This window comes from Amycolatopsis sp. NPDC006125 (assembly GCF_040614195.1).
In the GTDB taxonomy this organism is placed as follows: domain Bacteria; phylum Actinomycetota; class Actinomycetes; order Mycobacteriales; family Pseudonocardiaceae; genus Amycolatopsis_E; species Amycolatopsis_E tucumanensis.
Map to the genome: position 1 here is coordinate 23058 of NZ_JBEXTZ010000069.1, position 25195 is coordinate 48252.

At 68.1% G+C, this 25195-nt stretch carries 25 protein-coding genes; 20 read left to right on the top strand and 5 right to left on the bottom strand.

Annotated features, from left to right (window positions below):
• Nucleotides 1-411: 411 nt before the first annotated feature.
• The 4 genes from fxlA (at nucleotide 412) to fxlM (ending at nucleotide 6187) form a co-directional block, all read left to right on the top strand.
• Nucleotides 412-606 (top strand): FxLD family lanthipeptide, encoded by a 195-nt coding sequence (gene fxlA / locus ABZ193_RS29400; RefSeq protein WP_354712267.1) that lies wholly within the window; start codon nucleotides 412-414, stop codon nucleotides 604-606.
• Nucleotides 607-687: 81 nt separating this feature from the next.
• Nucleotides 688-3732 (top strand): lantibiotic dehydratase, encoded by a 3045-nt coding sequence (locus tag ABZ193_RS29405; RefSeq protein WP_354712268.1) that lies wholly within the window; start codon nucleotides 688-690, stop codon nucleotides 3730-3732.
• A complete protein-coding gene (locus ABZ193_RS29410; RefSeq protein WP_354712269.1) occupies nucleotides 3729-4976 on the top strand; it encodes a lanthionine synthetase C family protein in 1248 nt (415 codons plus the stop codon). The genes ABZ193_RS29405 and ABZ193_RS29410 overlap by 4 nt, the downstream gene beginning before the upstream one ends.
• Nucleotides 4973-6187 (top strand): methyltransferase, FxLD system, encoded by a 1215-nt coding sequence (gene fxlM / locus ABZ193_RS29415; protein ID WP_354712270.1) that lies wholly within the window; start codon nucleotides 4973-4975, stop codon nucleotides 6185-6187. Before ABZ193_RS29410 ends, fxlM begins: the two co-directional genes overlap by 4 nt.
• 162 nt (nucleotides 6188-6349) lie before the next feature.
• On the opposite strand, the gene ABZ193_RS29420 is transcribed toward fxlM, so the two are convergent.
• The gene (locus ABZ193_RS29420) at nucleotides 6350-7642 is read right to left on the bottom strand and encodes a hypothetical protein (RefSeq protein ID WP_354712271.1); all 1293 of its coding nucleotides are present in this window, start codon (nucleotides 7640-7642) and stop codon (nucleotides 6350-6352) included.
• 283 nt (nucleotides 7643-7925) lie between these two features.
• Between ABZ193_RS29420 and ABZ193_RS29425 the strand changes: the two genes are divergently transcribed.
• Nucleotides 7926-9332: a hypothetical protein gene (locus tag ABZ193_RS29425; RefSeq protein WP_354712272.1), complete on the top strand. Its 1407-nt coding sequence runs from the start codon at nucleotides 7926-7928 to the stop codon at nucleotides 9330-9332.
• On the opposite strand, the gene ABZ193_RS29430 is transcribed toward ABZ193_RS29425, so the two are convergent.
• Complete coding sequence (locus tag ABZ193_RS29430; protein ID WP_354712273.1) at nucleotides 9333-9995, bottom strand: HAD family hydrolase; 663 nt, start codon at nucleotides 9993-9995, stop codon at nucleotides 9333-9335.
• 220 nt (nucleotides 9996-10215) lie between these two features.
• Here ABZ193_RS29430 and ABZ193_RS29435 point away from each other — a divergent pair, with 220 nt between their 5' ends.
• Nucleotides 10216-10848: a hypothetical protein gene (locus ABZ193_RS29435; RefSeq protein WP_354712274.1), complete on the top strand. Its 633-nt coding sequence runs from the start codon at nucleotides 10216-10218 to the stop codon at nucleotides 10846-10848.
• A gap of 203 nt (nucleotides 10849-11051) precedes the next feature.
• Here the strand turns inward: ABZ193_RS29435 and ABZ193_RS29440 are convergent, their stop codons facing one another.
• Nucleotides 11052-11225, bottom strand: coding sequence for a hypothetical protein (locus ABZ193_RS29440; RefSeq protein ID WP_354712275.1), 174 nt, complete (start codon nucleotides 11223-11225; stop codon nucleotides 11052-11054).
• Between the two features lie 90 nt (nucleotides 11226-11315).
• On the opposite strand from ABZ193_RS29440, the gene ABZ193_RS29445 reads away from it, so the two are divergent.
• The 7 genes from ABZ193_RS29445 to ABZ193_RS29475 all read left to right on the top strand — a co-directional run bounded on the left by ABZ193_RS29445 (nucleotide 11316) and on the right by ABZ193_RS29475 (nucleotide 16151).
• Nucleotides 11316-11987: a hypothetical protein gene (locus ABZ193_RS29445; protein WP_354712276.1), complete on the top strand. Its 672-nt coding sequence runs from the start codon at nucleotides 11316-11318 to the stop codon at nucleotides 11985-11987.
• Nucleotides 11988-12046: 59 nt separating this feature from the next.
• Nucleotides 12047-12940, top strand: a complete 894-nt coding sequence (locus tag ABZ193_RS29450; RefSeq protein WP_354712277.1) for an SAM-dependent methyltransferase — start codon at nucleotides 12047-12049, stop codon at nucleotides 12938-12940.
• Entirely contained in the window at nucleotides 12937-13485 is a 549-nt protein-coding gene (locus tag ABZ193_RS29455; RefSeq protein WP_354712278.1) for a hypothetical protein, read from the top strand. The genes ABZ193_RS29450 and ABZ193_RS29455 overlap by 4 nt, the downstream gene beginning before the upstream one ends.
• Nucleotides 13482-13847: a hypothetical protein gene (locus ABZ193_RS29460; protein WP_354712279.1), complete on the top strand. Its 366-nt coding sequence runs from the start codon at nucleotides 13482-13484 to the stop codon at nucleotides 13845-13847. Before ABZ193_RS29455 ends, ABZ193_RS29460 begins: the two co-directional genes overlap by 4 nt.
• Nucleotides 13844-14104, top strand: a complete 261-nt coding sequence (locus ABZ193_RS29465) for a hypothetical protein (RefSeq protein WP_354712280.1) — start codon at nucleotides 13844-13846, stop codon at nucleotides 14102-14104. Before ABZ193_RS29460 ends, ABZ193_RS29465 begins: the two co-directional genes overlap by 4 nt.
• A gap of 374 nt (nucleotides 14105-14478) precedes the next feature.
• A complete protein-coding gene (locus tag ABZ193_RS29470; protein ID WP_354712281.1) occupies nucleotides 14479-15432 on the top strand; it encodes a hypothetical protein in 954 nt (317 codons plus the stop codon).
• Nucleotides 15429-16151: an HAD family hydrolase gene (locus ABZ193_RS29475; protein ID WP_354712282.1), complete on the top strand. Its 723-nt coding sequence runs from the start codon at nucleotides 15429-15431 to the stop codon at nucleotides 16149-16151. Before ABZ193_RS29470 ends, ABZ193_RS29475 begins: the two co-directional genes overlap by 4 nt.
• A gap of 617 nt (nucleotides 16152-16768) precedes the next feature.
• Here ABZ193_RS29475 and ABZ193_RS29480 read toward each other — a convergent pair.
• The gene (locus ABZ193_RS29480; RefSeq protein WP_354712283.1) at nucleotides 16769-16957 is read right to left on the bottom strand and encodes a MerR family transcriptional regulator; all 189 of its coding nucleotides are present in this window, start codon (nucleotides 16955-16957) and stop codon (nucleotides 16769-16771) included.
• 418 nt (nucleotides 16958-17375) lie between these two features.
• Here ABZ193_RS29480 and ABZ193_RS29485 point away from each other — a divergent pair, with 418 nt between their 5' ends.
• The gene (locus ABZ193_RS29485) at nucleotides 17376-18449 is read left to right on the top strand and encodes a hypothetical protein (RefSeq protein ID WP_354712284.1); all 1074 of its coding nucleotides are present in this window, start codon (nucleotides 17376-17378) and stop codon (nucleotides 18447-18449) included.
• Between the two features lie 5 nt (nucleotides 18450-18454).
• Nucleotides 18455-19156, top strand: a complete 702-nt coding sequence (locus tag ABZ193_RS29490; protein ID WP_354712291.1) for a TetR family transcriptional regulator — start codon at nucleotides 18455-18457, stop codon at nucleotides 19154-19156.
• A 251-nt stretch (nucleotides 19157-19407) separates the two neighbouring features.
• On the opposite strand, the gene ABZ193_RS29495 is transcribed toward ABZ193_RS29490, so the two are convergent.
• Nucleotides 19408-20055, bottom strand: a complete 648-nt coding sequence (locus ABZ193_RS29495) for a prepilin peptidase (protein WP_354712285.1) — start codon at nucleotides 20053-20055, stop codon at nucleotides 19408-19410.
• Between the two features lie 460 nt (nucleotides 20056-20515).
• Here ABZ193_RS29495 and ABZ193_RS29500 point away from each other — a divergent pair, with 460 nt between their 5' ends.
• The 5 genes from ABZ193_RS29500 to ABZ193_RS29520 all read left to right on the top strand — a co-directional run bounded on the left by ABZ193_RS29500 (nucleotide 20516) and on the right by ABZ193_RS29520 (nucleotide 25083).
• Nucleotides 20516-20923, top strand: coding sequence for a hypothetical protein (locus ABZ193_RS29500; protein ID WP_354712286.1), 408 nt, complete (start codon nucleotides 20516-20518; stop codon nucleotides 20921-20923).
• Nucleotides 20917-21966 (top strand): hypothetical protein, encoded by a 1050-nt coding sequence (locus ABZ193_RS29505; protein WP_354712287.1) that lies wholly within the window; start codon nucleotides 20917-20919, stop codon nucleotides 21964-21966. The genes ABZ193_RS29500 and ABZ193_RS29505 overlap by 7 nt, the downstream gene beginning before the upstream one ends.
• 119 nt (nucleotides 21967-22085) lie before the next feature.
• Nucleotides 22086-22799, top strand: a complete 714-nt coding sequence (locus tag ABZ193_RS29510; protein ID WP_354712288.1) for an SAF domain-containing protein — start codon at nucleotides 22086-22088, stop codon at nucleotides 22797-22799.
• On the top strand, nucleotides 22799-23638 hold the full coding sequence (locus tag ABZ193_RS29515) for a chromosome partitioning protein (RefSeq protein WP_354712289.1): 840 nt from the start codon (nucleotides 22799-22801) through the stop codon (nucleotides 23636-23638). The genes ABZ193_RS29510 and ABZ193_RS29515 overlap by 1 nt, the downstream gene beginning before the upstream one ends.
• 125 nt (nucleotides 23639-23763) lie before the next feature.
• The gene (locus ABZ193_RS29520; protein WP_354712290.1) at nucleotides 23764-25083 is read left to right on the top strand and encodes an ATPase, T2SS/T4P/T4SS family; all 1320 of its coding nucleotides are present in this window, start codon (nucleotides 23764-23766) and stop codon (nucleotides 25081-25083) included.
• Nucleotides 25084-25195: the final 112 nt, after the last annotated feature.

The following is a 25195-nucleotide window of genomic DNA, read 5'->3' on the forward strand; positions in this document are numbered from 1 at the left end:
GCCGCTGGGGTCGACAGGAGGGCAGGGCCCGCAGGGGCCGGCTGCCGCCGGCGAAGCACTGTTGGTGGCTGCAGTCGTGGCACGGGCTGAGCAGGCGGGTTTCCACTTCGAGGCGGTTGACAGCAGCGGCATGGTTCGTGCGCGTGCTCGCCGCGGCCAGTTCGTCGATCACCTTCACCTCTGGCGTGACTCGGACGGGATGACCTACGCGAGCGCGGTCCGTCTCGCCCGGAACAACCAACCGCCGCCCGACGAAGCCGAGGTTCTGGGATGGCGCTCGGACATGGGCCGCGCCCAAGACGTGATCGATCGGGTTCTGCGCTGGCCAGCGAACGAGGACCCACCCAACGTCCGGACGGAAGTTCCGTTTGGAGCACCACCCGCACTGTCGGGTCAGGAGAGGAGAAACGCATGACCACTGTGGTCGACCCTGGGTTCGTCGACGGAGTGCGCCGCGCCGCGCAGGCCGCCGAGGACGCCTTCGCCCTCGACGTGCAGATCATCACCGACGTTCCGCCGGGTCACCCGCTGGCGGCCTGCAAGGGCAACACGGACGACGGCTGCGACCCCACCTGCGCGTCCGCCTGCGTCAGCCACGGCGCCTGAGTTTGGTTGCCGCCGGGACCGAGGTACATACCCGGTCCCGGCGCCGTCCCCTATCGCTCACTCGACGGACCGGAGGACTGTGTGCGTGCCAGCGACAAACGACCGCTCTACCGACACGTCAACGTCGCGTTGCTCCGCGCGGCCGTCGCGCCGCTTCCGGACACCTCGGTCCGGTGGCCCGACCTAACCGACATCGGCGGCTGCCGTCGATGGCTGGAGGAGGTGTGGTCGCGGCCGGATCTCGCCGGCGCGGTGCGTGAAGCCAGCCCGTGCCTGGGCGACCGCGTCGATGTCATCCGGGAAGGACACCTCGTGAGCGACAGGCGGATCCGCAGCGCCACCCTGTCGACCATGCGGTACCTGTTGCGCAGCATCGGCCGCCCCACCCCGTTCGGCCTGTTCGCCGGCGTGGCTCCACTGACGTTGGGCCGGACAGCGCAGACGACCTGGGGCGAGAACCACCGTGGGGTGGCCCGCGCCAACACCGGGTGGCTGGCCGACATCATCACGCGACTTGAACGATGCCCCGAGCTGCTCGAACGACTCCACGTGGTGGTCACCGACCTCGCTGTCCGCCGGGGCGAGCGACTCGAAATACCGCAAGGGCCGAACCGAGTCACCATCGGCTACACCCGCGCAGTCGCGGCCGTGACCCACCTCGCGACCACTCCTGTCCGGTTCAGTGCGCTGATCGACACGCTGACTGAGGACTTCACCGCGGAGCGGTCGAAGGTCCGGGACATGGTCACCGAACTCGTGCGGCAGGGATACCTGCTGACCGCCCTGCGCGCTCCGTTCACCGTCACCGATCCGTTCGACTATTTGATGGACCGCCTGCGCGAGGCTGGCGCCGAGGACTTGCCCGCTCTCTCGTCCCTGGTGCGTCACCTCGACGCGATTCTGGACGAGTTGCGCCGCCACAACGAAAAGGAGACCACTCCGGCCGAGCAAGGCCGTCTCCGCGCCCAGCTCACACGCCGGATGAGGGAACTCTCGCCGGAGGGACGTACCCCTTTGGCGGTCGACCTGCGGCTGGACTGCGCGGTCGCGCTGCCTCACCAGGTCGCCCGGGAGATGGAACGGACCGCCAGCGCGCTGCTGCGCCTGACCCGCCACCCGACCGGCGAGGCCACCTGGCGTGACTACCACGCGGCCTTCGTCGACAAGTACGGAACGGGCACCGTCGTGCCGCTGGCCGAGGTCCTCGGTCCGGACGCCGGCTTGGGGTACCCGACCGGCTATCGCGGAAGCGTGTTCTCCACCCCGGCGACGGGGAGCTCCGAGCGCGACGAGCGGCTGCTCGCGCTCGCTTGGCAGGCGATGCGGGATGGCACTCGGGAAATCGTGCTCACTGACGACGTCATCGAGGAGCTGACCGGCGACACGTTTGACGAACGCTTCATCCCGCCCCACGTGGAGTTGGCCGCCCACGTCCATGCCACCACCGCCCAAGCGCTGGAGCGCGGCGAGTTCCTGCTCACCGTCGCGCCCGCCCGCTCCGCCGGCACCCTCACCAGCCGGTTCACCCCTACAGCCACCGGCTCTGGCCTGGACCAGGCGTACCGGGCACTGCCCGCCGCAACCGAGGGGGCGCTGCAAGTGCAGATGTCGTTCGGGCCGCTCTACCCGCATGCGGAAAACGTCTGCCGCGTCCCGGCCTACCTCGACCACCTTCTTCCCCTGGGCGAGCACCGGCAGCCCGGCGACGACAGTCTGCTCACGATCGACGACCTGGCCATCACCGCGACCGGCGACCGTCTCCACCTGGTCAGCCTCTCCCGGCGCCAGGTCGTCGAGCCGCAGGTGTTCCACGCACTCGCGTTGGACAAGCAACCCCCGCCGCTGGCTCGGTTTCTCGCACAGCTGCCGCGAGCGTTTTCCGCCGCCTGGTACCAGTTCGACTGGGGACCGCACGCCCGCCTGCCGTTCCTGCCCCAGGTCCGCTACCGCCGCACCGTGCTGTCCCCGGCCCAATGGCGGCTGAGTTCCGCCGACCTTCCGACCGGAGAGACCGCTCCTGATCAGTGGCGCCATGTGCTCGACGGGTGGCGCCGCCAATGGGGGTGCCCCGACGAGGTCGAACTCCGCGATGCGGATCGCACCCTACGGCTCACCCTCGACGAGCCCGCGCACGCCACCCTCCTGCACGCCCACATCAAGCGGCACGGTCAGGCGATCCTCCTCGCAGCTAGCCCAGCAGCCGAGTGCGGCTGGATTGACGGCCACGTCCATGAGATAGCGCTCCCCTTGGTGACGACCCGACCCCCGGCACCCGACCCGCTCCACGATGCTCTGCCCGCTGTCACCAACACGCACGGGCAACTGCCTGGCGCTCCGGGCTCCACGTGGATCTCGGCGAAACTGTTCACCCACCCCGAGCGGATCGATGAACTCATCACCGAGGCGCTCCCCGGCCTGCTGAACACTCTCGACACACCCCTGTGCTGGTGGCTGCGCTATCGCAGTCCCCAGGAGACAGACCACCTCCGCCTCCGGCTCGAAGCGACTCCTGGCCGCTACTCTCAGTACACGCAAACGGTCGGAGAGTGGACCCAGCGGATGCGGCAAGCGGGCCTGATCCAGCGCCTGGTGATCGACACCTACTACCCCGAGGTCGGCCGCTACGGCGCCGACGGGGCACTGGACGCCGCGGAGAACGTCTTCGCCGCCGACTCCGCCACCGTGACCGCCCTACTGCGCCACCTGCCCACGGCGAAGCCGAAACTCGCGCTGGTTCCGGCGAACATGGCGGGAATCGTCACCGGTTTCTTCGGCGACACCGGCACGGCGATGGAGTGGCTGGCCACCCGGCCGGCCCCTGCCGCTCCTGCCCTCGACCGAGCGGTGTCCGAGCGAGCGATCCGGCTCGCCACGGACCCGTCCGCGCTCCGCGAGCTGCCTGGCTGGCACACCGACATCGAGCGAGCATGGGACAACCGCACCGCCGCTCTGGTCGACTATCGCAAGGCGCTGCCACCGGAGACGAACATCGACGTGGTGCTGGAATCGCTGCTGCACATGCACCACAACCGGCTGATCGGAATCGACCGGGACAGCGAACGCAGCTGCCGTCGCCTGACCCGGCACGCCGCCCTCACCTGGCAACATCGCGGCGGCGCCGGATGACCTCCGCCGTCCCGCACACCGCCTCGCCCGAGAACGCTCCTGCGCCCGGATGGCGTCAGTCCCTGGGCAACGGAGCGGCCGGGCAGGCGCTGCTGCACATCGCTCGCGCACACGCCGGAACCGGGAACTGGGCCACCGCTCACCGCTGGGTCAAGACCATGACCGCCGACCCCGTGGCCGCCGACCCGGACGCCTGCCTGTATCGCGGCGCCCCGGCCGTCGCGTTCGTGCTGCGCACCGCCGGCCTGCCCGCCTACCGCGGCGTGCTGGGAGCACTCGACGAGCACCTCGCGACGATCACCCGGACCCGATTGGAACGGGCGCACACGCGACTCGACCGCGGAGAACTGCCCGCGCTGCGCGAATACGACCTGATCAACGGCCTGACCGGGCTCGGGGTGTGCCTGCTGCAGTCCGTCCACGCCGACCCGGCCCACCGCGCCCGCGACCTGCTGCGCGACGTGCTGACCTACCTTGTCCAGCTGACCGGCCCGATCACCCTGGAGGGCGCCACACTGCCCGGCTGGTGGACTCCCACCGGACCATCCGGGCGCCCCGACCGGCGGTGGCCAGGCGGCCACGCCAATCTGGGCATGGCGCACGGCATCGCCGGCCCCCTGGCGCTGCTGTCCGCCACGATGATCAGCGGCATCACCGTGGCCGGCCAGCCGGAGGCCATCGAACGCACCGATCGGTTCCTCAGCTCCTGGCGCTGCGGCCCGAAGACCAGCCCGTGGTGGCCCGGCCTGATCTCCGACCGCGAATGGCGCAACACGGCCGTCGACCAGCCCGGACCGCAACGACCGTCATGGTGCTACGGCACACCCGGCCTGACTCACGCCCGCCATCTGGCCGCCCAGGCACTGGACCTCCCCACCAGGTTGGCCGAGACCGAGGTTGCGCTCGTCGCGTGCATCACCGATGAAGGGCAGCTCGATCAGCTCGCCGACGCTTCGCTCTGTCACGGCTGGGCAGGGCTGGTGCACATTGCCCGCCGCACGCTCGCCCGCGCCGAACCCGGCAGCCACGCAGCCGAGGCCCTCGCCCAGCTCGAACATCGCTGGCGACACCGCCGCACCCGGGCCGCGCGAGAACTGTCGGAGGTCAGCGGAATGCTGGAGGGCAAAACCGGCATCGCGCTCACCGACCTCGTGCCGGACGCCGAGTGGGATCTCTGCCTGCTCACCCCGCCCATCAGCTCGCACAACTCGATGCCCAGCCGCACACCGAGAGGAACTCAATGACCAACGCCACCAGCACCCGCCCCGAAGACCTGCGCGAGCAGATGATCAACCATATCCGCGCAGCCGGCCACCTGCGCTCCGAGCGCATCGAGCAAGCCCTACGGGCCGTTCCCCGGCACCGCTTCGTGCCCGCCGCCTCGATCGAGGATGCCTACGCGAACAAGGCCATCACCATCAAACCCGGCCAGGACCGGCCGGCCAGCTGCATCTCCGTGCCGACTGTCGTGGCGATGATGCTCGGCCAGCTCAACCCGCAGCCCGGCGATCACGTCCTGGAGATCGGCGCCGGAACCGGATACAACGCTGCTCTCCTGGCCGAACTCGTCGGTGACACCGGCAGCGTCACCACGATCGACATCCACTCCGACGTCACCGAGCACGCCCGCCACGCGCTGGCCGAGACGGGCTACCACCAGGTGCGAGTGATCACCGGCGATGGTGCTCATGGCGCGGCGGACCACGCGCCCTACGACAAGATCATCGTCACCGTCGGGCCATGGGACCTGCCACCGGCCTGGTTCGACCAGCTCGCCCTCGGCGGCACGCTGGTGGTCCCGATGCACTGGCGCGGGCAGGCCCGCAGCATCGCCTTCACCCGCCACGACACGCACCTGCGCGCGACCAACAGCCAGCTCTGCGGATTCATCCCCATGATCGGCATCGTGCCCACCGGCGAGCACGCCAGCCACATCACCGAGGACGTCACGCTGCATTGGGACGCCGACCAGGACATCGACCCGGCCGCCCTGCACGGGGTTTTCACCGGACCCAGGACGACCGTGTGGTCCGGCACCTCCGTGGCAGCCAACGAGCCGTTCGACCACATCTGGCTGTGGCTGACCGCCACCGAACCAGGCACCTGCCGACTCGACGCCGAAGACAAGGCCATCGAAACCGGCGTCTGCAACCCCGCCTTCTCCTACCGCACCCCCGCGATCGCCGAGGGCGACTCGCTGGCCTACCTCGCCATGCCACGTCCCGTCGAGGAGCCCGGCCCCGCCGGCGAGCGCCGCTTCGAGCTCGGCGCCACCGGCCACGGACCCGCCGCGGCTGAGCTCGCCGAGCGACTGGTCGAGCAAATCCACCGGTTCGACCGCGACCGCAATGCTCAACCCGTCATCACTGCATACCCCGCCGAAACGCCCGACGACGAGTTGCCCTCGGGACTGCTCATCGACAAAAACCACATCCGCTTGGTTGTGAAGCCGTGACCCGGGCGCCGCAGCCCGTCACGCCGTCAGGCCACGAGGAAACCACAGGAACACTCCGAGGACATCGAGGACTACGTTCCGGAGATCACCGTGGAAGCGGCTCACTGACACCAGCAAGACCTGCAGGGATGCGGCCGGACCGGCGGGTGCTCCACGGGCCGGTTAGCCGCTGGGAGAGAGGCTGCGGTCGTCGTCCGTGCCCTCGTTCCAAACACGGGTGCTAAGCGCGATCCAACCAGAGGTCGTTTCTTGATACAACAGGGAGACGGCCAGCATGATCGCGATCAGCGCATTGATAGGGGTGACCTGATCGGGCTCGGCGATCCCGTGTGTCGTCGTGTGTCGGCTGAACGTGTCGGGCAGCTCGATGTTGCGACCTGGCCACCATTCCGTCCACGACTTAGGAACCGGCATGAGCGTCGCTCGTTCGGACAGCATCGACAGGAATGCCTGGGTCTCCTCAGCTAGGTCGACGATCCGCTGGCTTGCGGTTCGGTACTGGAGACCCCTGCGGTCCGTCGAACGGAACAGGCGACGCAGGAGCTGGTCAGCGAGATTCGCTGCGGCCGCCTGTGCCGGCGCTGGTAGGCCCGCGCGCAAAGCGTGGATCGATTGACGGGCGATCTCAAGCATCCGATGCAGATCAACGTCCGTGTCCGAGTCGGTGGCGAGATCGTCCAGTCGGGCTTCACAGTGGTTGAGCACCCGGCCGCTTCGTTCAGACAGGACCGCTCGCCGTCGTCCGCGCTGGTCGGGGCCGGCCGGGACGTCGAGCAACAGTTGTACCGTGTGTGGGTCGGGTACCCAGGCGAGCGGGATGCCCTCCTCCAGCGAAAGCGCGAGGGCGGCCTTGCAGCAGTCAAGACGGGACGCGTCGTCGAACTGCCAGTTTGGTGGTGCGGCATCTCGGAGGAGTGCGCGCGTTGCGATCTGGAGCGTCTGCGCAGCCTTGCCAAGCCAGGACATCGCCGTCCTGTTGTTGGCGTGGAGCGCACGGATTGAGTCGCTGAGCAGGGAAACGTCCTGGGGCTGGATTCGCTGCCAGGTGTTCAGCAACTCCTTAGCAGTACGGATCGCTGGCGAAGTCGCCATGCGTTCCATCAGCTGTTGCTGCACGGCGGCCAGCTCACGGGCCGCCTTGAAGCCGGGAGCGTTGGGCAGGTCGCGGTAGAGCCGTGCAGCAGGTGAATTGGCGAGGTTACGAAGCACTCCCTGCACCCGAGACGTCGACTCCACCGCCGCGCGCATGCCGGGTGAGTTCACCGCGAGAACGGGCTGCCGGAGGGCGCCGGACCGCCGAACCAGGTCCTCGAAGGGCTTCAGGGTCTCCCCGGTTCGTCGCGCGAGCTCAACCGCCAGCCTTGCGTCTGCGCTAAGCTCGTCGTCAACGTCGCCCGCGCCTGGCTTGCCAGGCTCGTCCTGGGCTCCGGTGTTCGCGGTGTTGTCCGTGGTCACGCCGATCAGCTTAACCACGCCCACCGACGAAACTGCGATTTGGCTTCTGGACGCTCGGCCCAGGAGCGATTAGCGTGCCCTCCCGCTCATAGCGCGACCGGCGCGCCGGCAACCGCGCTCTCTGCCATCTCCAGGTTCATAAGCAGGTTCGCACTGGACCAGGCGGTGGCGACCGTCCAGGACCCGTCCATCGACCGTCCATCCCTCTTCCAGTCCTGGCGTCGACCTGATCACGGGCTATCCTCGGTTCGGGAGGTCACGCTGGCTCGGCCAAGGAGGATGGGTGGCGACGCGTCGTAGTTCGGTTCCGAAGCACCCGCCGAATGGGCAACTGACATGGCATCGGGTGCAGCGTGGATGGAGTTGCGACGAGCTCGCCAAGCAGCTCCGCCGCAGTGTCTCGGAGGCGGGCGACGGAACTCCCGGCGTCAACGGCGACGTGGTCCGCCGTTGGGAGTCCGGCGACCGCCGACCGGACCCTCTGTACAAGAAGCACCTCGTTCTGGTCTTCGGTAAACCCGCAGCCGAGCTTGGCCTGTTGACTCCCGAAGAGATGGCGCTTCGCCCCAGCCGGGAGCGGTCCGCGAACGTCGATGATCCTGTCGACCGACGCCTGGTCGGCGAGTTGGTGAAGAGGGTGATGCTGGAGATGATGGGCGGCGGGCCTCAGTTCGGCCGCGAGCTGTTTCTCAAGGGCGTTTTCGGGATGAGTCTGGCGCCGTTGGCGGCAAGCGGACGTGAGATCCCGGACTCGATCGAAACACTCGCCGAGGGCCGGGGCAGCCGCCTGGATCCTCGCATGGTCGACGCGTACTCCGCGGTAACCGCCTCTCATCGCCAGATGTACTGGGACAGTTCGGCCTCCGATCTGCTGCCGTCGGTGGTCGCGCATGCAGGGCTAGGCGTCCGCAAGCTTCAAACGGTAAGTGATGTCGAGGTGCCCGGCGCCCGTCAGCTCGCCGCCGCGGTCGCCGAGGAAGCCTTGATCGCGGCGAGGCTCACCTTCTTCGACCTGGCGGATACCGTTCGAGCAGAGCAGTTCTTCGACACGGCCGAGAACGCCGCGAAAGCCTCGCGTGATCACGCGCTTGTTGCCGCTGTGCTCGCGCACCGAGCGTTCGTCCCCGGGTTCGCACAGGACGAGCAAGGTGCGCAACAGTACCTGGACGAAGCGTACGCACATCTCCCCCGCGGTGCGGGGCCGTTGCTGCGCTCGTGGCTGCACTGCGTCGGTGCGGAAGTCTCGGCGCGAACCGGGCAGGTGCAGGCCAGCCTCGGTCATGTCCGCGCCGCAGAGGATGCCCTCGTGAGCGACGGCTCGGATCCGACATGGCTCGACTACTTCGACTCCTCGCGACTCGACGGATTCGCGGGCAACGCGTTGTTGCTGGCGGGCCAGCATCGTGCGGCAGCCGATAGGCTCGAAGCCGCGTTGAGCGACGCCGCCGACACATCGGACAAGCAGCGCGGTGTCCTGCTCTTCGACCTCGCCAGTGCGCAGGCGTCGTTCGACGCGGAATCCGCAGCCGCAACTGCGCGTCAAGCTTGCGATCAGGCGATGGCGACGCGCTACGGCATGGCGACGCAGCGCGCGGTTGAGGTGCGGAACGCCTTAAGCGCCACGCGCTACGTCGCCGAGCTGGACGAGAGGCTCAACGCCCTCGAAATTGCCTCCGCCAGCGAAGCTTGATCACTTGCGCATCGCGTTGTGCCCGCGCACAAGAGCGGGGAGCTCGCGCAAGCCGTCCAGCGAGAACAAGCACTGCTCCTCCACCACAGGGTCACGAAGGATGTGACCCCACGGGCCGCGACGGACCAGGGCGGTTGCGATGCCGAGCTGCTGTGCAGGCTTGACATCGTTGTCCAACCGGTCGCCGACATACAGGACGGAGGCAGCTGGCACGCCAGCTTCCTCAATCACGCGGCTGAAGAAGTCAACGGAGGGTTTCTCTACGCCCCAACTGTCTGACGTGCCGATCACGTCGACCGGTAGGGCCAAAGCCTTGAGGATCTGCTCCGCTCGTGCAGTCTGGTTCCCGGCCAGTCCGACTCGTATCCCGGCGGCTTTCAGCTCGTGCAGGCATTGGCGTGCGTCCGGGTAAAGGTTCTCTTCCCCGAAGGACTCGGGTTGTCCCGCTTGCGCGCGGCGCTCGCGTTCCAGTGCGAGGTCAAACCCGGGCCTGAAAACCTGGAACGTTTCCCGGTAGTCCTTTCCCTGCGCGATCACGGCGCCGAACACAGCGGAGAACGTGTGGCGCGGAACACCGAGCCAGTCGGCCCATGTCCCGTACTCGCGAGTCTCGTCGACCAGCGTCTCGCCAACATCGAAGAAGACCGCTTCGATCCGTGCCACCTGTGATTCCTCTCTGAGCGTTGCAACATCCTCACCCTATTATTTCGTCGTCGTGGTGTCGAGCTTCCCAACGCCTCTCCCATTGGTCGGTTGTGGACGGTCGCTGGCTGCTAAATGGACGTTTGTTGGCTGGTTCCATGAAATCCCCCGCTCCGGTTGACTATTGATCTCATCGCGATCGCGATGAGCAGCGGGAGAGGGGCAGCAGATGGGGTGCTTGATGCGCTCGGCGCGGGAGATGACCGGAGAGCCGGCCGTCCCGCTGCAGAGCGTGGATGCGACGCCCAACACGGGCCAACCGACCCGCCGGTTGACGACGAAGTACCAGTGGCCGGGACATGTCGACGCGCTGTTGCGCCGGGTGGCGGACGACGGGTTTCTCTTCTACCTCTGCGGTGACCGCGGTGACCCAGCGGTACTGGTTGCCGCCTATTACTGGGACCGCCACGTCGACTTGATCACCATCACCCCGCCCGGCCGGGTTACTGCGGTCCGCGCTATCCGCGAGGCGAGTTTCGACCCATTCGCCCCGCGCAAGGTGGTCTGGGCCTATGGGAACGACCCCGAGCCAACTCTGCTCGCGGCTCTCAATCTTCCTCACCCAGATCACCCCGATCACCCGGCATCCTCGTTCGAACCGCCGCGCCTCGCAGTCGTGCCCGCTCACCTTCAGCGGCCGACGACCGTCAAAGCGCCCGAGCCGTGGCGAGCTGGCAACCGGGCACGCCGTCTCGAACAAGCACTCGCGCAGGAGCTCGCCACGATGCGGGAAGCGGGGTTAGTGCCCGACGGTGGGACCGCCCTCCGCGCGGCTGTCGTTGTGACGAACCGTACGGCTGGGTCCTCGGTATGAAGTCCGTCCCGTATATGCGCCCCACCACCCGCGCTGGACTCTGCAGTACTGGTGGTGTTGATCTCACGCTCGGCAGTGCTCGCTCCCCCTCGCCGAGCCTGCCGGACGTGGGGACGGGCGGCGCGATGGCTGGCATGGTGGACGCCCCCTCCCGCGCCGGTCGTCGTGCCGTCTTCCCGTCTTCTGTGTCGCCGGGGCCAGTCTTAGTCGTGGTGCCCGTCCTCCACCGCGCCCGAGCGGCTGGCCTGGCGGTGCGTCGCGCTGGCCCGGCGCTGACCGGCGTCGTGAAAGACCGGCCGGTCTGCGTTCTGGTGGTGGACGGAAGCGCGGACCACGACGGGCGAGTCGGTCGTGCTGTGCACGATCCCGGCGGACACCGGATCTGGGATGTGCTAGCGATACCGGGCGCGCGGTGGGGCGAGATGGTGACCGCCGGCCTAGGACACGCGCAGCGCATAGGGGCCAGCGTGGCGGTGCTCTTGGACCCGGACTTCATGGCGGGTCAGGACGAGCCTGAGGACGTGGGTCCCGAAGCGGCGCTCGGCCAAGCGGTGAGCGAACTGCTGCGGCAACGACGTCCCGGCGCGGTGTGTGTCCCGGTGATGGTGCCGTGGTGGCAGCGGTTGCTCGCGATGCATGTGCTGCGCTCGCTGTGCGCGCCAGCCTTGGGATTTCTGCCGGTCGACCCGACGACACGGACCTTTGTCCCGGAGCGTGCCCTGGCGATCGAGCTGATCAGGGCTGCGCTGGGGCTAGCGGCTGCGAGCCCTGCAGGCGAAGGCCGAGCGATCGCGTCGTGGGTTGAGGACCACAGCCTCGATGCGGCGGTCCCGGCCCGTGTACTTGCCCAGATCCGGGCTGAATGCGACGAGTCTGCGGGGATCGCTCCGCGCGGTGACGCAGCTGGGTGGCCGGGGCCGTTGATCGATGCGTGGCACGCAGCCCGTGGTGGAGATCCGCACCTCGGACTCCGGGCGGAGCGGGTGTGGTTGGCGTACGTGGCTCGGTTGCGGGCGTGGCTGCGCACCACGCGAAGCGGGTTGACCGGCGTCGCTCGCGAGACCGTTCTTGCTGCATCACATCAGTTCCTCGCCGCGACCGGCATGCGCGTCGATCCAGATGCGGAGTCCCCGCCATGACGCGCCCGCCCATCGCTCACCGCAAATCTAGTGCCTACTGCGAAAAGGGGAGATCAGGGGTGTTCAGTCCGTTCGAGGGTTTGCCCACGTCCGGGCGCGCGACTCCGCCGCTGGATTTGGAGTCGCCCAGTGCCGCTCGGATCTACGACGCCTATCGAGATGGCCGCGAGAACTGGTCGATCGATCGCTGCTTCGCCGCGGCCGTGGCGGAGGCGATGCCGAGCGTGTCGCTCATCGCTCGCGCGAATCGCGAGTTCGTCCACCGTGCCGTCACAGCCCTCGCGCGGACGGGTGTTGCGCAGTTCCTTGATCTGGGGGCGGGAATCCCGGCGGAGCCGCACCTGCACGAGACGGTCCAGGCGGTCGATCCGGACGCTCGGGTGGTGTACGTGGATTTCGAGCCGGTGGCCGCGGCGAAGCTCGCGATCACCGCCGACGAAGATCGGGAACGGCTGGCTGCCGTGCATCGTGATGTACGTGATGTGCAGGGCGTGTGGGAGGACGCCATCGCGTCCGGTGTGTTCGATCCGACCAGGCCGGTCGCGCTGGTGTTCGGCGCGGTGCTGCATTTCATCCCCGATCACGACCAGGCATGGCTTGGGCTGGGGCGGGTGCTCGCGGCCTACCGCACGCTGCTTCCGCCGGGCTCGGCGCTGGTGATGACGCACGCCACCGACGACGGTGTGCCGGTGCTGATCGCGCCGCAGATCCGCGCCGTCGCCGAGCTCTATCGGACGACCACGACACCGGCTGTGCTGCGCAGCCGTGCCGAGGTCGCGGCGCTGTTCGGCGACTTCGAGCTGGCCGGCGCCGGGCTGATTTGGGTGCCGCAGTGGCGGCCGGACCTCATCGATTCCCCGGCGACGCGGGAGCTGGCCGCTGATCCGGCGGGTTCGTGCCTGCTGGGCGGAGTGGCACGCAAACCCAGCACGGACGGCGGGGCCGAGCGGTGACCGGGCTGGCGGTCGCGGCAAGCACGCTGGAGCACCTGCCGCTGCCCTTAGGCACTGTGAACGACCTCGATGAGGAGTTGGTCGCCGTCGAGCAGCTCACCGCGGGCCTGGTCGCAGGAACCGGCGCGGGCGAGGAGTTGCTGGGCCGGATGCAGCTGTGGCGAACCGAGACGATCGAGCACGCCCGCGCCGGCCTGCAGCGGATCCAACACACGCTGCGCGCCACCGCCGCCGATATCCGCGCCGCAAACACCTCCTCCCCGCCCGCGACACCCTTGTCGGCAGAGCCATGGCGCGCCGTGACGCTCGCGAACGTCACACGACGTCGGCACCAGCACAAAGACATCGAGGCTGGCCTGCGCAAGATCGAGGAGCTCGGATACGGCGTGGAACAGCGCAGAAACGGACATTTTCATGCGCATTGCCCTTGTGGTGACTGCCCGACGGTGATCGTTGCCTCCACGCCTCGCAACGCAACCGCGGCGCTGGGCCAACTGCGCCGAGTCGCCGCTCGCGGCTGCCACACCCGGAGGTCCGCACCATGAGCAACAGCGTGCTCACCGGCTATGAAGTTGAGATCACTCGCCGGTTCGAATGCTCGACCCCTCAGCTGTTCGAGGAGCTGGTCGACCAACTCACCACGGCCTTCTTCGCGGACAACGAGACCAGCCTGGCGACTTACCATCCGGGGCAACAGACGTTCACGTTTCACGTCGTGATGCCTCCGTTGCTCGACCGCGCAGCAGCGGTCGAGCAGGCGTGGCGCCGGGTCGACGGAGTGATGCAGGGACTTCGCCTGCCGCCCGGCGCGAGCCATTTCGGCACCGGCGCCATCGCCGTAATCCCACCCCCGACCACCACACCCCCGGCCGTGCCGCAAGAAACCGCCACGGAGCCACCCACGTGAGCGGCGGCCTGATCGACAACGCTGCGCAGCTGGATCAGCTCGCAGCCACCGCGTTGCCCTTCGGCCTGGTCGAGCAACTGGATACCGAGCTCGCCGGTGTTGCCGCGCAAGCCGGGGCGATCGTCGCCGACACCGGCAAAGCCGACATCGTCGCCGCCATTCACGGCACCCGAACAGAGCTCACTCAACACCTCCACGACCAGCTCCAGAAGCTGGCTGGCGAGCTACAAGCGACCGCCCAACGTATCCGCGCGTGACCACCGCGTCCTGAAAGGAAGCGCCCACCGCTATGCCCACTCGACGTCGCTGGCTTCGCAGTCGCCCGCGGTGGTGGAAGCGCTCGCGAGCGCTGGTGCTACTCGCTGCTCGAACGTCGCGGCCAGGTCCCTCCCCATTGACCCCACATTCGATGCGGAATGGACAGTGATATGCCTGAACTCGAACGGCGAACGGCCCCCGAGCCACTTCCCCCACCGAGGGCGATCCCGCAGTGCGCATCGCTCGCGTCCTCGGATCCGAATGCAGTCCCCGTCGATGAGATCGAACACGGCCTCTACGGGGCAAGGCGACCCGATCGCACGGTCTTGCAGCACGTTCTCAACGGCCTTCGGGCACTGCCGAGGAGATCGGGATGAGCCGGATCAACGCCACGCTTATCAACTTCAAGGAGGGCGGCCGCCAGCCGCATGGCCGGTTCGACATGCGTCCGTGCGTGGAGGTGGTGGCTGCTGACGCGCAGTTCTGCGATCTGGTCGTGGTGTGCGAGGGCAACCGCTACGCCTTCGACGGCGGCATGGGCAAACACGCCCTCGCGAACGCGCTCGCGGCCGCGACCGGTCGGCCGCTGGCGGCCGAGCTGGGCAGCCTCCCACGGGGCGAGTTCGGGCCGGTGGTTCTTTACGACCCGGGCGTGGTGCGGATCGAGACGTTCTTCGGCTACGGCCTGCCCCGGCACGCCGAGGACAAACGCAACTGGATGCAGGCCCGTCATGCCGGGAGCGGGCACGTTTTCGGGTTGCTGCCGATCCACTTCCACCACCTGCCCGCCTTCCGCATGACGCAAGCGCAGGAGGTCTCCTTCATCGGCGACCTGCGATTCCCGGTGTTCCTGCTGGGCGACACCAACGTCGCCGCGGACGGCGGCAAGACCACCATGCCCAACGGTCGGCCGCGGCAGGCGACGGACTACAGCAAGGTGCCAGCGTCCAAGCGGTATCACGACGGACGGTGGCAGCCCGGCCAACGTCCAAAGGACGTCAGTGACGACACCGCCCCGCTGGACTTCCTGCTCGGCTGGTGGGACAACGAGACGCAGTCCCGGGTTAACGGCCGGGAGATCGTGGACCTGGCCGAGGTCGCCGCCTACCGCTACGGCGAGCATGACGCCCTCACCCCAACCGTGCTTCCCCGCGTCGAGGGCGCTACCGCCGCACGCAAGGACCTCGTGATGGCCAACCGGGCCGGCGCCGACTGCCTCGTGCCCGGAACCTTCCGGGTCGAGCCGTTCCGGCACCCGCCGACGGTGATGGACCACGCCGCGATCCGCTTCTCCCTCGACCTACAGAAGGGCCACTTCCCGACATGAACGCCAGCCTCGCGATCACCGTCGATGTCGGCGGCGTGATCGGCACCTACACCGGCCCCAGCGCCGGCGAGGTCCTCGCCACGATCGCCGACGCCCCGGCCAACGCCGCCGAGATCGACCGCGACTTCTTCTCGGTCGCACCCACCGTCACCGACGAGCTACGCGAACTGGCCTGCCGGAGGCTGCTGATCGCTCCGGACGCCTGGCCGGCCGACTGGACCGGCACCTGGACAGCCGGGTTCACCCCCTATCCCGGCGCGATCGATGCTCTGGCTCGTCTGGCGACGCTCGGCCCAATCGCCGCGCTGCCAAACCTGTCCGTGCTCGGCGGCCGGGAGCGGATGGGCCAGCTTGAGCAGCACTGCGGCGAGCACCTGACCGCGATCTGCCCCAGCTTCGAGCTGCGAGCCCGCAAACCTGAGTTCCTGTGCTGGACCCGCACGGCCGATCGCCTCGGCGCGACGGTCGCCGACCTCGTCCACATCGGCGACCGGATCCCCGAGGACATCCTCGGTGCCCTCTATGCCGGCTGCCGCGCCGCCATCCTCGCCAACACCCGCGAGGTGACCGTCCCTGATCACCTCCGGGCTCACCCGCGCGTCTTCGTGGTGCCCGACCTGCCCGCCGCGGCGGACCTCCTGACCGAGCTCGTCCTGACGGAGTCGATGCCGCGATCCGATGTCGACGGACCGGGTGTACTCCCGGTGTTCCAGACCTGAGAACTGGGGCCGCGGGATGTCGCCGAATGTGCAGTTCTGGGTGATCCTCCAAGCCACCATCGTCGCGATGGCCGTGGTCTTCGCCGCGATCCGACGCTGGCGCCGCTGGCGGCGATGGCGCAGAACCCGACGTCCCGTCGCCGACCTTCTGGCCCAAGCCGAATGCAGTCCCGCGTGGCCGCTCGTGGATCGGGACATGCGGCCCACGAACCCGGCCGATCGGTCGACACTGCCGTTGCCCCCTGTGTTGCCCCCGAGCTTTCCACTGACGCACCCCATCCGTGCCGCCACCCGGCGCCCCTACCTCAAACGAAACTGAAGGACGAACCGCGATCGGAGACCATTGCCTTCCTTCACCAATTCCAAGAAGGGATCCCGTGTCCTGAGCAGCACCTCAACTGGGGCTGAGGCACCAAGTCAGTGGAGGAGGGGCACCGTACCCCGAACGTGGGTCGTCTCGGCGCCCCGCACGGGCAAGCCTCAACTACGACCGACTGGCCCTTCACCGCGGCGCGCTGATCGGCGGGACACAAGTAGCTCGTTGAGCAGCTCATCGGGCTCGCCCCTTGGCCTCGGGGACATCGCTAGGCCATTCGGGTGGCGATGGCCTGGTTGGCCTACTCGTCGCGCTCTTGAAGGTTCTCTAACTGCTTACGCAGTTTGTCGATATCCCACCGCCCGTGGCCCCCTGGCGTGACGACCTCAGGCTTCACGAGCCCGTCGTCCCACCAGCGGTTAAGCGTCTTCCGCGTGACGCCGATCGCCTGTGCGGCGACGCCGGTGGGAACAAGATCGTTTCGAGCCACGTAGCCACGATGCCGCACAAAAGCACCCATTGGGGGCTCTCTGTAACGAAGAACTACGTTTAGCTACGAAGGTTACGCTTGCACCCACTGAGGGACGTTTGACACGATTGACCTTCGTTCAAACCACACAAGCGGACGGAGGGCCCCTTCATGGGAACACGCCTGGACATCCGGTGCTCGAACCAACGTTTCTCCTGCTTGAGGCTCCGCCAAGCGCGGCCCAAGGAGGAATACACGGCGATCGATCAGCAGCCACCGGGACCGAGCTTCACCCCGTGGCCGCCAGAACCGGACTTCGAGGCTTACGCCACGCCCCAGCGGCGCCCTCTCCACGACTGGGTGGCGGGCGGAGCGCACCTCTGGCCAACCGAGGACCTCGACTTAGACGCACCGCTTCGGCAGTGGAGGTAGTAGCGCCATGGTGCCTGACCTTCCGGCCAACCCGCTGTCGATCGAACTCGCGCTCAATCACAGCCGATTCTGGTGGCAGATCGACGACGAGGACGAGCAGCCGGAGCAGTGGGACGTCTCGGCGGACATCTCCGATCTGGACATCTGCCCCCACGGCTTCGAGCACGTCGGGGACATCAAGCTGGCCATCGCTGACCTCACGAGGGAACGAAACCTTCTCGACTCCGTCGTCCTGGGCGAGTGGGCCCTGGAGTTCATCGCGGAGACAGTGATCGACCCAAACCAGGGCAAGCTGCACCCCGAACTGGACGGCATGATCAACGCCGGTCCGCCGCGCATGGTCATGGTCCGGTCGATCGGCGTGGAGCCCGCCTGGCGAGGACACAGTCTTGGCGCGGCGCTCACCGCTAGTGCGCTGCGCATCCTCGCGCCAAACGCCCGGCTCGCGGCATGCCGTGTGTCCCCGCTCGACTTCCTCAAAGCCAACGGCAACGACCGCGAGGCCGCAGAGCTGACCAGCCTGCGAGCTGGCGCGATGCTAGAGCGCATCGGTTTCCACCGGTGGCGGGGTGTGCACGTGGTCGACCTGAAAGACCCCGCCCTGGTCGACGCGCGGATGGATCTACTTGACCAGTGGTGGCCCCACTCCGACGATGACCAGGACGATTACCAGCACGCCGAGCGGATCACGGTGATGCTCGGGACCGTCGGCCAGCCAGAACAGCTCCTTCAACACGAGCCCGAGGAGCGGGGCCATAGGGTGGGCGAGAGCCCGAAGGATGATCAGATCTTCCTCACCGTGAACCTGGTCGGGGACGACGCCGAGATCATGACCGACTTCGCGAACGACTACCAGGCGGTCATCGGCCATCACGAGGAGGCCGTACACCTCAAAACGTGTGTGATGGACAATTCGCCGATCTTCTTCTCACTGATCTATAACGCGATCGTCACCGACAACCGTGTCGCCACGCAGGTGATCGATGACCTGGAAGCGATCGTGGAAAAGCACAGCCACAACCGACTCAACACCACTGGAGCTGTCGTCTTCACGGGATCAGACACCCCCTGGAAGGCTTGACCCTCATGCTCGGCCGGCCGCGTTCCCGGGTCGCCGCGGGTCTACCCGCGGTCACCCCGGACCACATCATCGATGCTGCACTTGAGTTGACCGCCAGGCACGGCGTCGAAACGTGGACCCTGCGGCAGCTCGCCAGCGCGGTGGACGTCTACCCCGCAGTGATCTACCACCACGTGGGCGATCGGGAAGCGGTCGTGACCGCGGTCGTCGACCGCGTCCTCGCGAAGTACCAGCTCCCCGAGGCGGACCTGCCGTGGTCGGACTGGTGGCGCCGGTTCCTCACGAACCTGCGCGCGGTATTCGTGCAGTATCCGGGCGTCGCGCGCCGGGTCGCGCTCAGTGGACCTTCGACCGAGACCGGCGGACCGACAGTGGACGCCGCGATGAGGTCGCTCCTCGGCGCTGGCTTTGAGCAGGACGAGGCAGCGTTGGTGTGCCGACTGCTCATCAGCCAGGCATGCCTGTTCGTCTCGCTGGAGGATGACCAACGCCACGCGAGCGCGGTGAGGGCCCAGATCGCCGGCGGGTGGGGTGCCCTGACGTCCGACCCGAACCTTGACGCGCTGGCCACGCTCAACGAATCGGTCCAGGACCGGCTCAATGACCCGAAGAGGAACCCGGACTACTTCGGCGAACTGTTCGACTACGCCGTGGACCGGATGCTCGACGGCATAGCGCAGCGGCTCCACGAAATGACGGGACACTGACGAGTTCCGCGGCTGGTCGAGCCTGCCTTGGGCTCACTCCGCTTTTCAGCTGATCTCTCCGAGTACGTGCGAGACGAACACGCAGCAGTACTTGCCCCCCATGGTCACCGGACATCTGAGGTCCTCGCGTGCGTGGCAGTTAGTCTGAGACGCTCAGGCGCCCGCCAAGCCGAGCACGAACCCTTTTTGCCGACGAGGAAGCGTTCCTGAGCAGATCGATCACGACGGCCACCCGCGTCAGCAGCAGGCTCTCAGAGTGCAGGGCTGACCAGGAGGGCGACGAGCGCCCCAAAGATCAAGAAAGGGCCGAGCGGTATCTCCCTGGCCGACTCAGGCTCTCGAATGACGCGGAGTACGAGCAGCGCAAGCGCAGCGGCTAGCCAACCGAGGAGGGTGCCGTACAGCAATGCCGTCCAGCCTGCCCAACCGAGCGCGACCCCCAGAAGGCCGCCGAGTCGAAGGTCACCACCACCTAGGTGACCCGGCAGGAGAAAGTAGAGCGCTCCGTAGAACACCAGGAGCACCAACAGGCCGGCCGCGGAGCGGATGATCGAGTGTGCGTCCTCGTGAACGACGGCGGTCAGTCCGAAGAGCGCAGCTAGTGCGAGCCCGCCGGGCTGCAGAAGCCTCGTGGGCAGCCGACCGATCTTCAAGTCGAGAGCGGCGAGCAGGACACCCACGGCGACGAACCAAGAGTAAGCGAAAAGATCAACTTGAGAAGCAAATCGCCAGGCCATCGCGGCGAACAAGACCGCGCCAACCAGTTCGAGCACTGCTGGCGGGGCGATCCGCTCCGTTCCCGTCCCGAAGTATGGAAAGCGGCGGAGCCCAGCGTGCATCGCGCCGACCACGACGAACCCGACCATGGCCCAGCCGGTGACGCTCGCCGTGATCGTCATCTGATCGGTGCTGCAGGTGCCCGTACTGCCGGTGTGACGAAACGCCTGATGATGTACCCCCTCTGGCTCCTGCTTGTGGTCATTCGGTCTAGCACCGGCTAATGCCTCGTGGCGCTTGCACGCTCCGCATTAGTCCAATCGGGTGGATCTTGCTCTGCTTTGTCTGTTGTGACACCTGTGTCCCCCCATTGGGACATTGCAGTCTCCTGGGGGACACCAGGTAGGCGTTAGGTGTAACACAGTACAAGGACGAACTTGCCTATCTGAGGGGGTTGGTGTGGCTGGGGGCAACACACGTCGCCGCAACACCCGGCACCAGGCGGGGATCGTGTTCTGCGGAATCGCGGCACTGGTGCTTGCGGCCTGCAGTCCGGACTCGTCGCCGGTACCTGGTGGCACTACTCGGGAGGCAGGGGCGTCACTGACACCCACCAGCTCGCCGTCACCGGTTTCTCCGGCCATGCGAGCTGGTGAGCAGGCGACGGCCGCCTATACCGGAATGTGGCGGCAGATGGCCAAGGCCGGTGAGACGTCGGACTGGCAGTCGCCCGAGCTAGCGAAGTATGCCACCGGCGACGCGCTCGGGGTGATCAACCGCAGCCTGTACACCGACCACCTCAACGGTGTCGTGACGAAGGGAGAGCCGAAGACCAATCCCCAGGTTTCTAGCGTGGATCCGCCGGATGCCCCGGCCACGGTCATGATCTCGGACTGCGGAGACGACAGCGCCTGGTTGAAGTACAAGGATGGCCAGCTGCTCAACGATACGCCCGGCGGGCGACGCTCGATCACCGCGGAAGTCAAGAAGCAGCAGGACGGCACGTGGAGGGTCACCCGCTTTGCAGTGGAGGCGGTGGGCACGTGTTGAAGCGGCTAGGAATCGCAGTCGGGCTGTCCGCTGCCGTGATCATGGCGAGTGCGGTCCCCGCTCTCGCGGACGGCGGCTGGGGATACACCGACTGCAGCCAATATCCCAACCCTGGTTGCGAACTCGGCGCGGGCAAGAACCCCCGGCCGGGAAACGGCAACCAGGGCAACGGAAACAGCAATTCCCGTAACCCCGGCGAGAACAACCCCGACACTGGCCGGGCGAACGCCAACGCCAACGGCGATACGATCACTGGCGGTAACGCCAATCTGGCCCAGTGCGGGTACGAACGCAGCGACTATCAAGGCCCGCCGCCGGGAGGCGCGCAGCCGGCGGCCTTCCATGTCCCGCCAAAGACCGGTGTGGTCCCGGCGGTACCTGCGGTGTATCGGCCACGGAGCGAGCCGGCCGCCGTGCAGTTCGTGGTCGCGCAACCGCGGTTCGGGCAGGCCCAGCCGCCATCCGGCGCCTGGTATGTCTACAAGTGCACCGGGCCCGGCGTCGCGGATACGCTGTACCGGCCGCCAGTTTGGATTGCGGACGGTCAGCCGAGCCCGGTGCCGCTGCCGTCGCCGGCCGAGCTCGCGGCGCAGGCGCGGAACCAGCTGCGGCTGCCGACGCCGAAGATCAAGGCGAATCCGGCTGGTGACCAGCTGGTCAGCCTGCCGACCTGGTTGTGGTTGGACCACAGCAGCTGGGGCGATGTCTCGGCCACCGCATCCGTACCGGGTGTTTCGGTGACCGCAGTGGCGAAGCCGACCTCGGTGACCTGGTCGATGGGTGACGGCGGCTCGGTGACCTGCACTGGCCCTGGCTCACCGTTCCCAGCGGGTGGTGATCCGAAGAGCGCGTCGCCGGACTGCGGCTACACCTACGAGACATCGTCGGCGGGCCAGCGCGCGGACGCGTTCCCGGTGACCGCCACGGTGAACTGGACCGTGACGTGGTCGGGCGCGGGCCAGGGCGGCACGTTCCCGAACATGACGACGTCGGCCTCGGTGGCGTTCCGCGTGGCGGAGAGCCAGGGAATCGCGACGGGCTGAACCGAAGCCTCCCGCCTCACGAGGGCGGGGCGTGCACAACGAAACAACTCTGTTGAGCAAGGCACGTCGAACACCCGAGTCGACGCGTCGCGATGGCGTCATGCCTGAAGGAGGTCGGTGTGACCACTACCGCAGGTTCGACCAGCACGGACACGACGACGCAGAATCCGGCGTCGCCGAACGCGTGGGCCGGCCGGGACGGCAAGACTCCTTCACGGTTGAGCGGTGGCGGCCGGCGCCGCAGCGTGCCCTACCTGTTGCTCGGTGTCCTGCTGGTCCTGGTGTGCGCGGCCGGCGGCGTGTTCGCCGGAATGCAGCTGGGCAACCGGGAAAGCGTTCTGGCACTGGCTCGTCCTGTCGCGGTGGGGCAGGTCCTCACCGCCCAGGACCTCAAGCAGGTGAGCATCGCCGCCGACTCCGGCATGGACGTGATGCCCGCATCGGCTGCGTCCACAGTGGTGGGACAGCCGGTCGCGTTCAGTCTTCCCGCCGGCTCGCTCGTGACCCGCTCGGTTCTCGGCGCGCCGCAGATTCCAGCGCAGGGCAAGGCAATCGCTGCCGTGGGATTGAAGCCGGGACAGTTCCCGCCTGACTTGTCGCCCGGCACCACGGTCGCCGTGCTCACCACTCCGGGGCAGGGCACGACGACTGGCACGTCGACTGGAACCGGGCAGACGTCGTCGTGGACCGCGGTGGTGACAGGCATTGCCACGCGCGAGACCGAGCAGACGACCGTAGTGTCGCTGCAACTATCCGAATCGGATGCTCGCGCGCTGGCCTCAGCCCCGCCGGGGCAACTCAGTCTGGTCGCGATCGCGGGAGGAGGCCGCTGATGCTCATCGCCGTCTGCTCGCTGAAAGGGTCGCCGGGCGTGACCACCCTGGCGACTGCGCTCGGCGCCCGGTGGCCGGGGCAGGAGAATCCGATCGTGGTCGAGGTCGACCCAGCCGGCGGTGACCTGATGGCTCGCTTCCGGCTGCCGGACACACCCGGCCTGGTCAGCTTGGCCGCGGCTGCACGCGGCCGTAGCGGCGCCGACCCGAACGTGCTCGCCCGGCACACCCAGCTTCTCCCCGGCGGCCTGCGGGTGGTGCTCGGCCCGGTCGGCGCCGAACAAGCTCGCGCCGCCCTGGCGGTGCTGGCGTCGGGGCCGTCATCGCCGCTGCGCCGGGCCGCCGACCAGTCGGAGACCACGGTCATCGCCGACTGCGGCCGAGTCGATCCGGACTCACTCGCGTTCCCGATCATCCGCAGCGCGGACGCGATGCTGCTGGTCGCCCGCCCGCATGACGACGAGCTCGCCCACGTCGCGCTCAAGCTGCAGGCCGCCCAGCAGTGGTCGCGCCGCCCGTGCTTCGTCCTGGTCGGGGACGGCTACCCGACCACGGAGGTCTCCCAGGCGCTGCGCATCCCGGTGATGGGTCGTGTGCCGCGCGACGACAAGGGCGCCGCGGTGCTGTGCGGCCAGGGCACCGGCCGACGTGGGCCGGACAAGTCCCCGCTGGGGCGCGCCGCCGCCAGGATCGCGCTCAACCTCTACTCGCACGGCCGCCAGCCGGCCACCAACGGCGCCCGTGCACCGCACCTGCGGCTGGCAGTTCTGGGTGAGCCGGCCTCTGGTGCCGCTCTGCAACGGCTCGGGCCGCAGACCCGTAACGGGGCGACGCCATGACCCGGCCTGAGCTCGGCGATCCGCGCCTGACGGCGTCGACCAACGGCGCCGGCCCGAACCTGGCTGCCCAGCACATGCCTGGACCGTCGGAGCTTCCCCACCGGCCCGCGGGAGAGGCAGCAGCGGTGGCACGGCTGCGGCAGCACCTGCGCGACGAGTTGTCGACCCAGCTCAGCAGGCGCATTCGGGCCGACGAGACCGCCGGCCGCCCACCGATGGACGCCCCAGCACGCCGGCGGTTGGCCGAGGCGATCCTGACCGACGCGGCCGAGGCACACGCCCAGGCCGAGCTGCGCAATTCCGCCACCGGCGGGATGCTCGTGGCACCCGAGGTCGAGCAGCGGCTGATCGGCCAGGTCCTCGACGAGGTCTTCGGTCTGGCCGGCCTGGAGCCACTGCTGGCTGACACCGACATCGAGAACATCAACATCAACGGCGACCGCGTCTTCGTCAAGTACGCCGACGGCCGCCGCAACCGTTTGCCGCCGGTCGTCGGCTCGGATACCGAGCTGATCGAGCTCATCCGCGACCTGGCCACCCGCAGCGGGGTGGAGGAGCGCCGCTTTGACCGCGGCAGTCCGATCGTGAACTTCCAGCTGCCCGGGGGTGAGCGCGTCTCGGCGGTCATGGCGGTCACTACGCGGCCGTCGGTGTCGATCCGCCGGCACCGGTTCGCCAAAGTCACCCTCGCCGAGCTGCGCGAGAACGGCACCATCGACCTCGCCCTGGAAAGCTTCCTGAAAGCCCTGGTGCAGGCCAAACGCAACATCTTGGTCACCGGCGGCACGGCGATCGGCAAGACCACACTGCTGCGCGGCCTGGCGTCGGCCATCCCGCCGTGGGAGCGACTGATCACCATCGAGGACGTCTTCGAGCTCGGTCTCGGCGAGGACGCCGACGCCCACCCGGACGTGGTCGCGCTGCAGGCCCGCGAACCGAACATCGAGGGCCAAGGCGAGATCTCCCTGTCGGACTTGGTCTGGCAGTCCCTGCGGATGTCGCCGGACCGGGTCATCGTCGGCGAGGTCCGCGGCCCGGAGGTCATCCCGCTGACCAACGCGATGTCCATGGGCAACGACGGCAGCATGGGCACCCTGCACAGCAGCTCCAGCCAGGGCGCGTTCACCAAGCTGGCCGCCTACGCCGTGCAGGGCCCGGAGCGGCTGCCGATGGAAGCGACCAACCTGCTCGTCGCCGCGGCGCTGCACTTCGTGGTGCACCTGGAGAAACCCCGCAACGATCCCAGCAAGCGGGTCGTGTCCTCCATCCGCGAAGTCGTCGGCGCCGACGGCGCCCAGATCATCAGCAACGAGGTCTGGCGACCCGGCCCGGACCTGCGCGCCGTGCCGGGTGCGCCGCTGCGCACCGCCACTGTCGACCTGCTCGTCGAGGCGGGCTACGACCCGGACCTGTTCGAGCGCCGCGAAGGGTGGTGGACGCCATGACCGCCACCGCCGCCCTGTTCGGCCTGTTCGGCGCCGGCGTGGCCATCGGCGTCCTGCTCATCGTCGCCGGGCTGCGCGGCCGACCCGCCCGCGCGGCGACGCCGTCGCGGCT

Coding starts and splice junctions, on each gene's coding strand:
- fxlA (WP_354712267.1), top strand. CDS start 412: ATGACCACTGTGGTCGACCCTGGGTTCGTCGACGGAGTGCGCCGCGCC.
- ABZ193_RS29410 (WP_354712269.1), top strand. CDS start 3,729: ATGACCTCCGCCGTCCCGCACACCGCCTCGCCCGAGAACGCTCCTGCG.
- fxlM (WP_354712270.1), top strand. CDS start 4,973: ATGACCAACGCCACCAGCACCCGCCCCGAAGACCTGCGCGAGCAGATG.
- ABZ193_RS29435 (WP_354712274.1), top strand. CDS start 10,216: ATGCGCTCGGCGCGGGAGATGACCGGAGAGCCGGCCGTCCCGCTGCAG.
- ABZ193_RS29460 (WP_354712279.1), top strand. CDS start 13,482: ATGAGCAACAGCGTGCTCACCGGCTATGAAGTTGAGATCACTCGCCGG.
- ABZ193_RS29470 (WP_354712281.1), top strand. CDS start 14,479: ATGAGCCGGATCAACGCCACGCTTATCAACTTCAAGGAGGGCGGCCGC.
- ABZ193_RS29475 (WP_354712282.1), top strand. CDS start 15,429: ATGAACGCCAGCCTCGCGATCACCGTCGATGTCGGCGGCGTGATCGGC.
- ABZ193_RS29485 (WP_354712284.1), top strand. CDS start 17,376: ATGGTGCCTGACCTTCCGGCCAACCCGCTGTCGATCGAACTCGCGCTC.
- ABZ193_RS29490 (WP_354712291.1), top strand. CDS start 18,455: ATGCTCGGCCGGCCGCGTTCCCGGGTCGCCGCGGGTCTACCCGCGGTC.
- ABZ193_RS29495 (WP_354712285.1), bottom strand. CDS start 20,055: ATGACGATCACGGCGAGCGTCACCGGCTGGGCCATGGTCGGGTTCGTC.
- ABZ193_RS29500 (WP_354712286.1), top strand. CDS start 20,516: ATGCGAGCTGGTGAGCAGGCGACGGCCGCCTATACCGGAATGTGGCGG.
- ABZ193_RS29515 (WP_354712289.1), top strand. CDS start 22,799: ATGCTCATCGCCGTCTGCTCGCTGAAAGGGTCGCCGGGCGTGACCACC.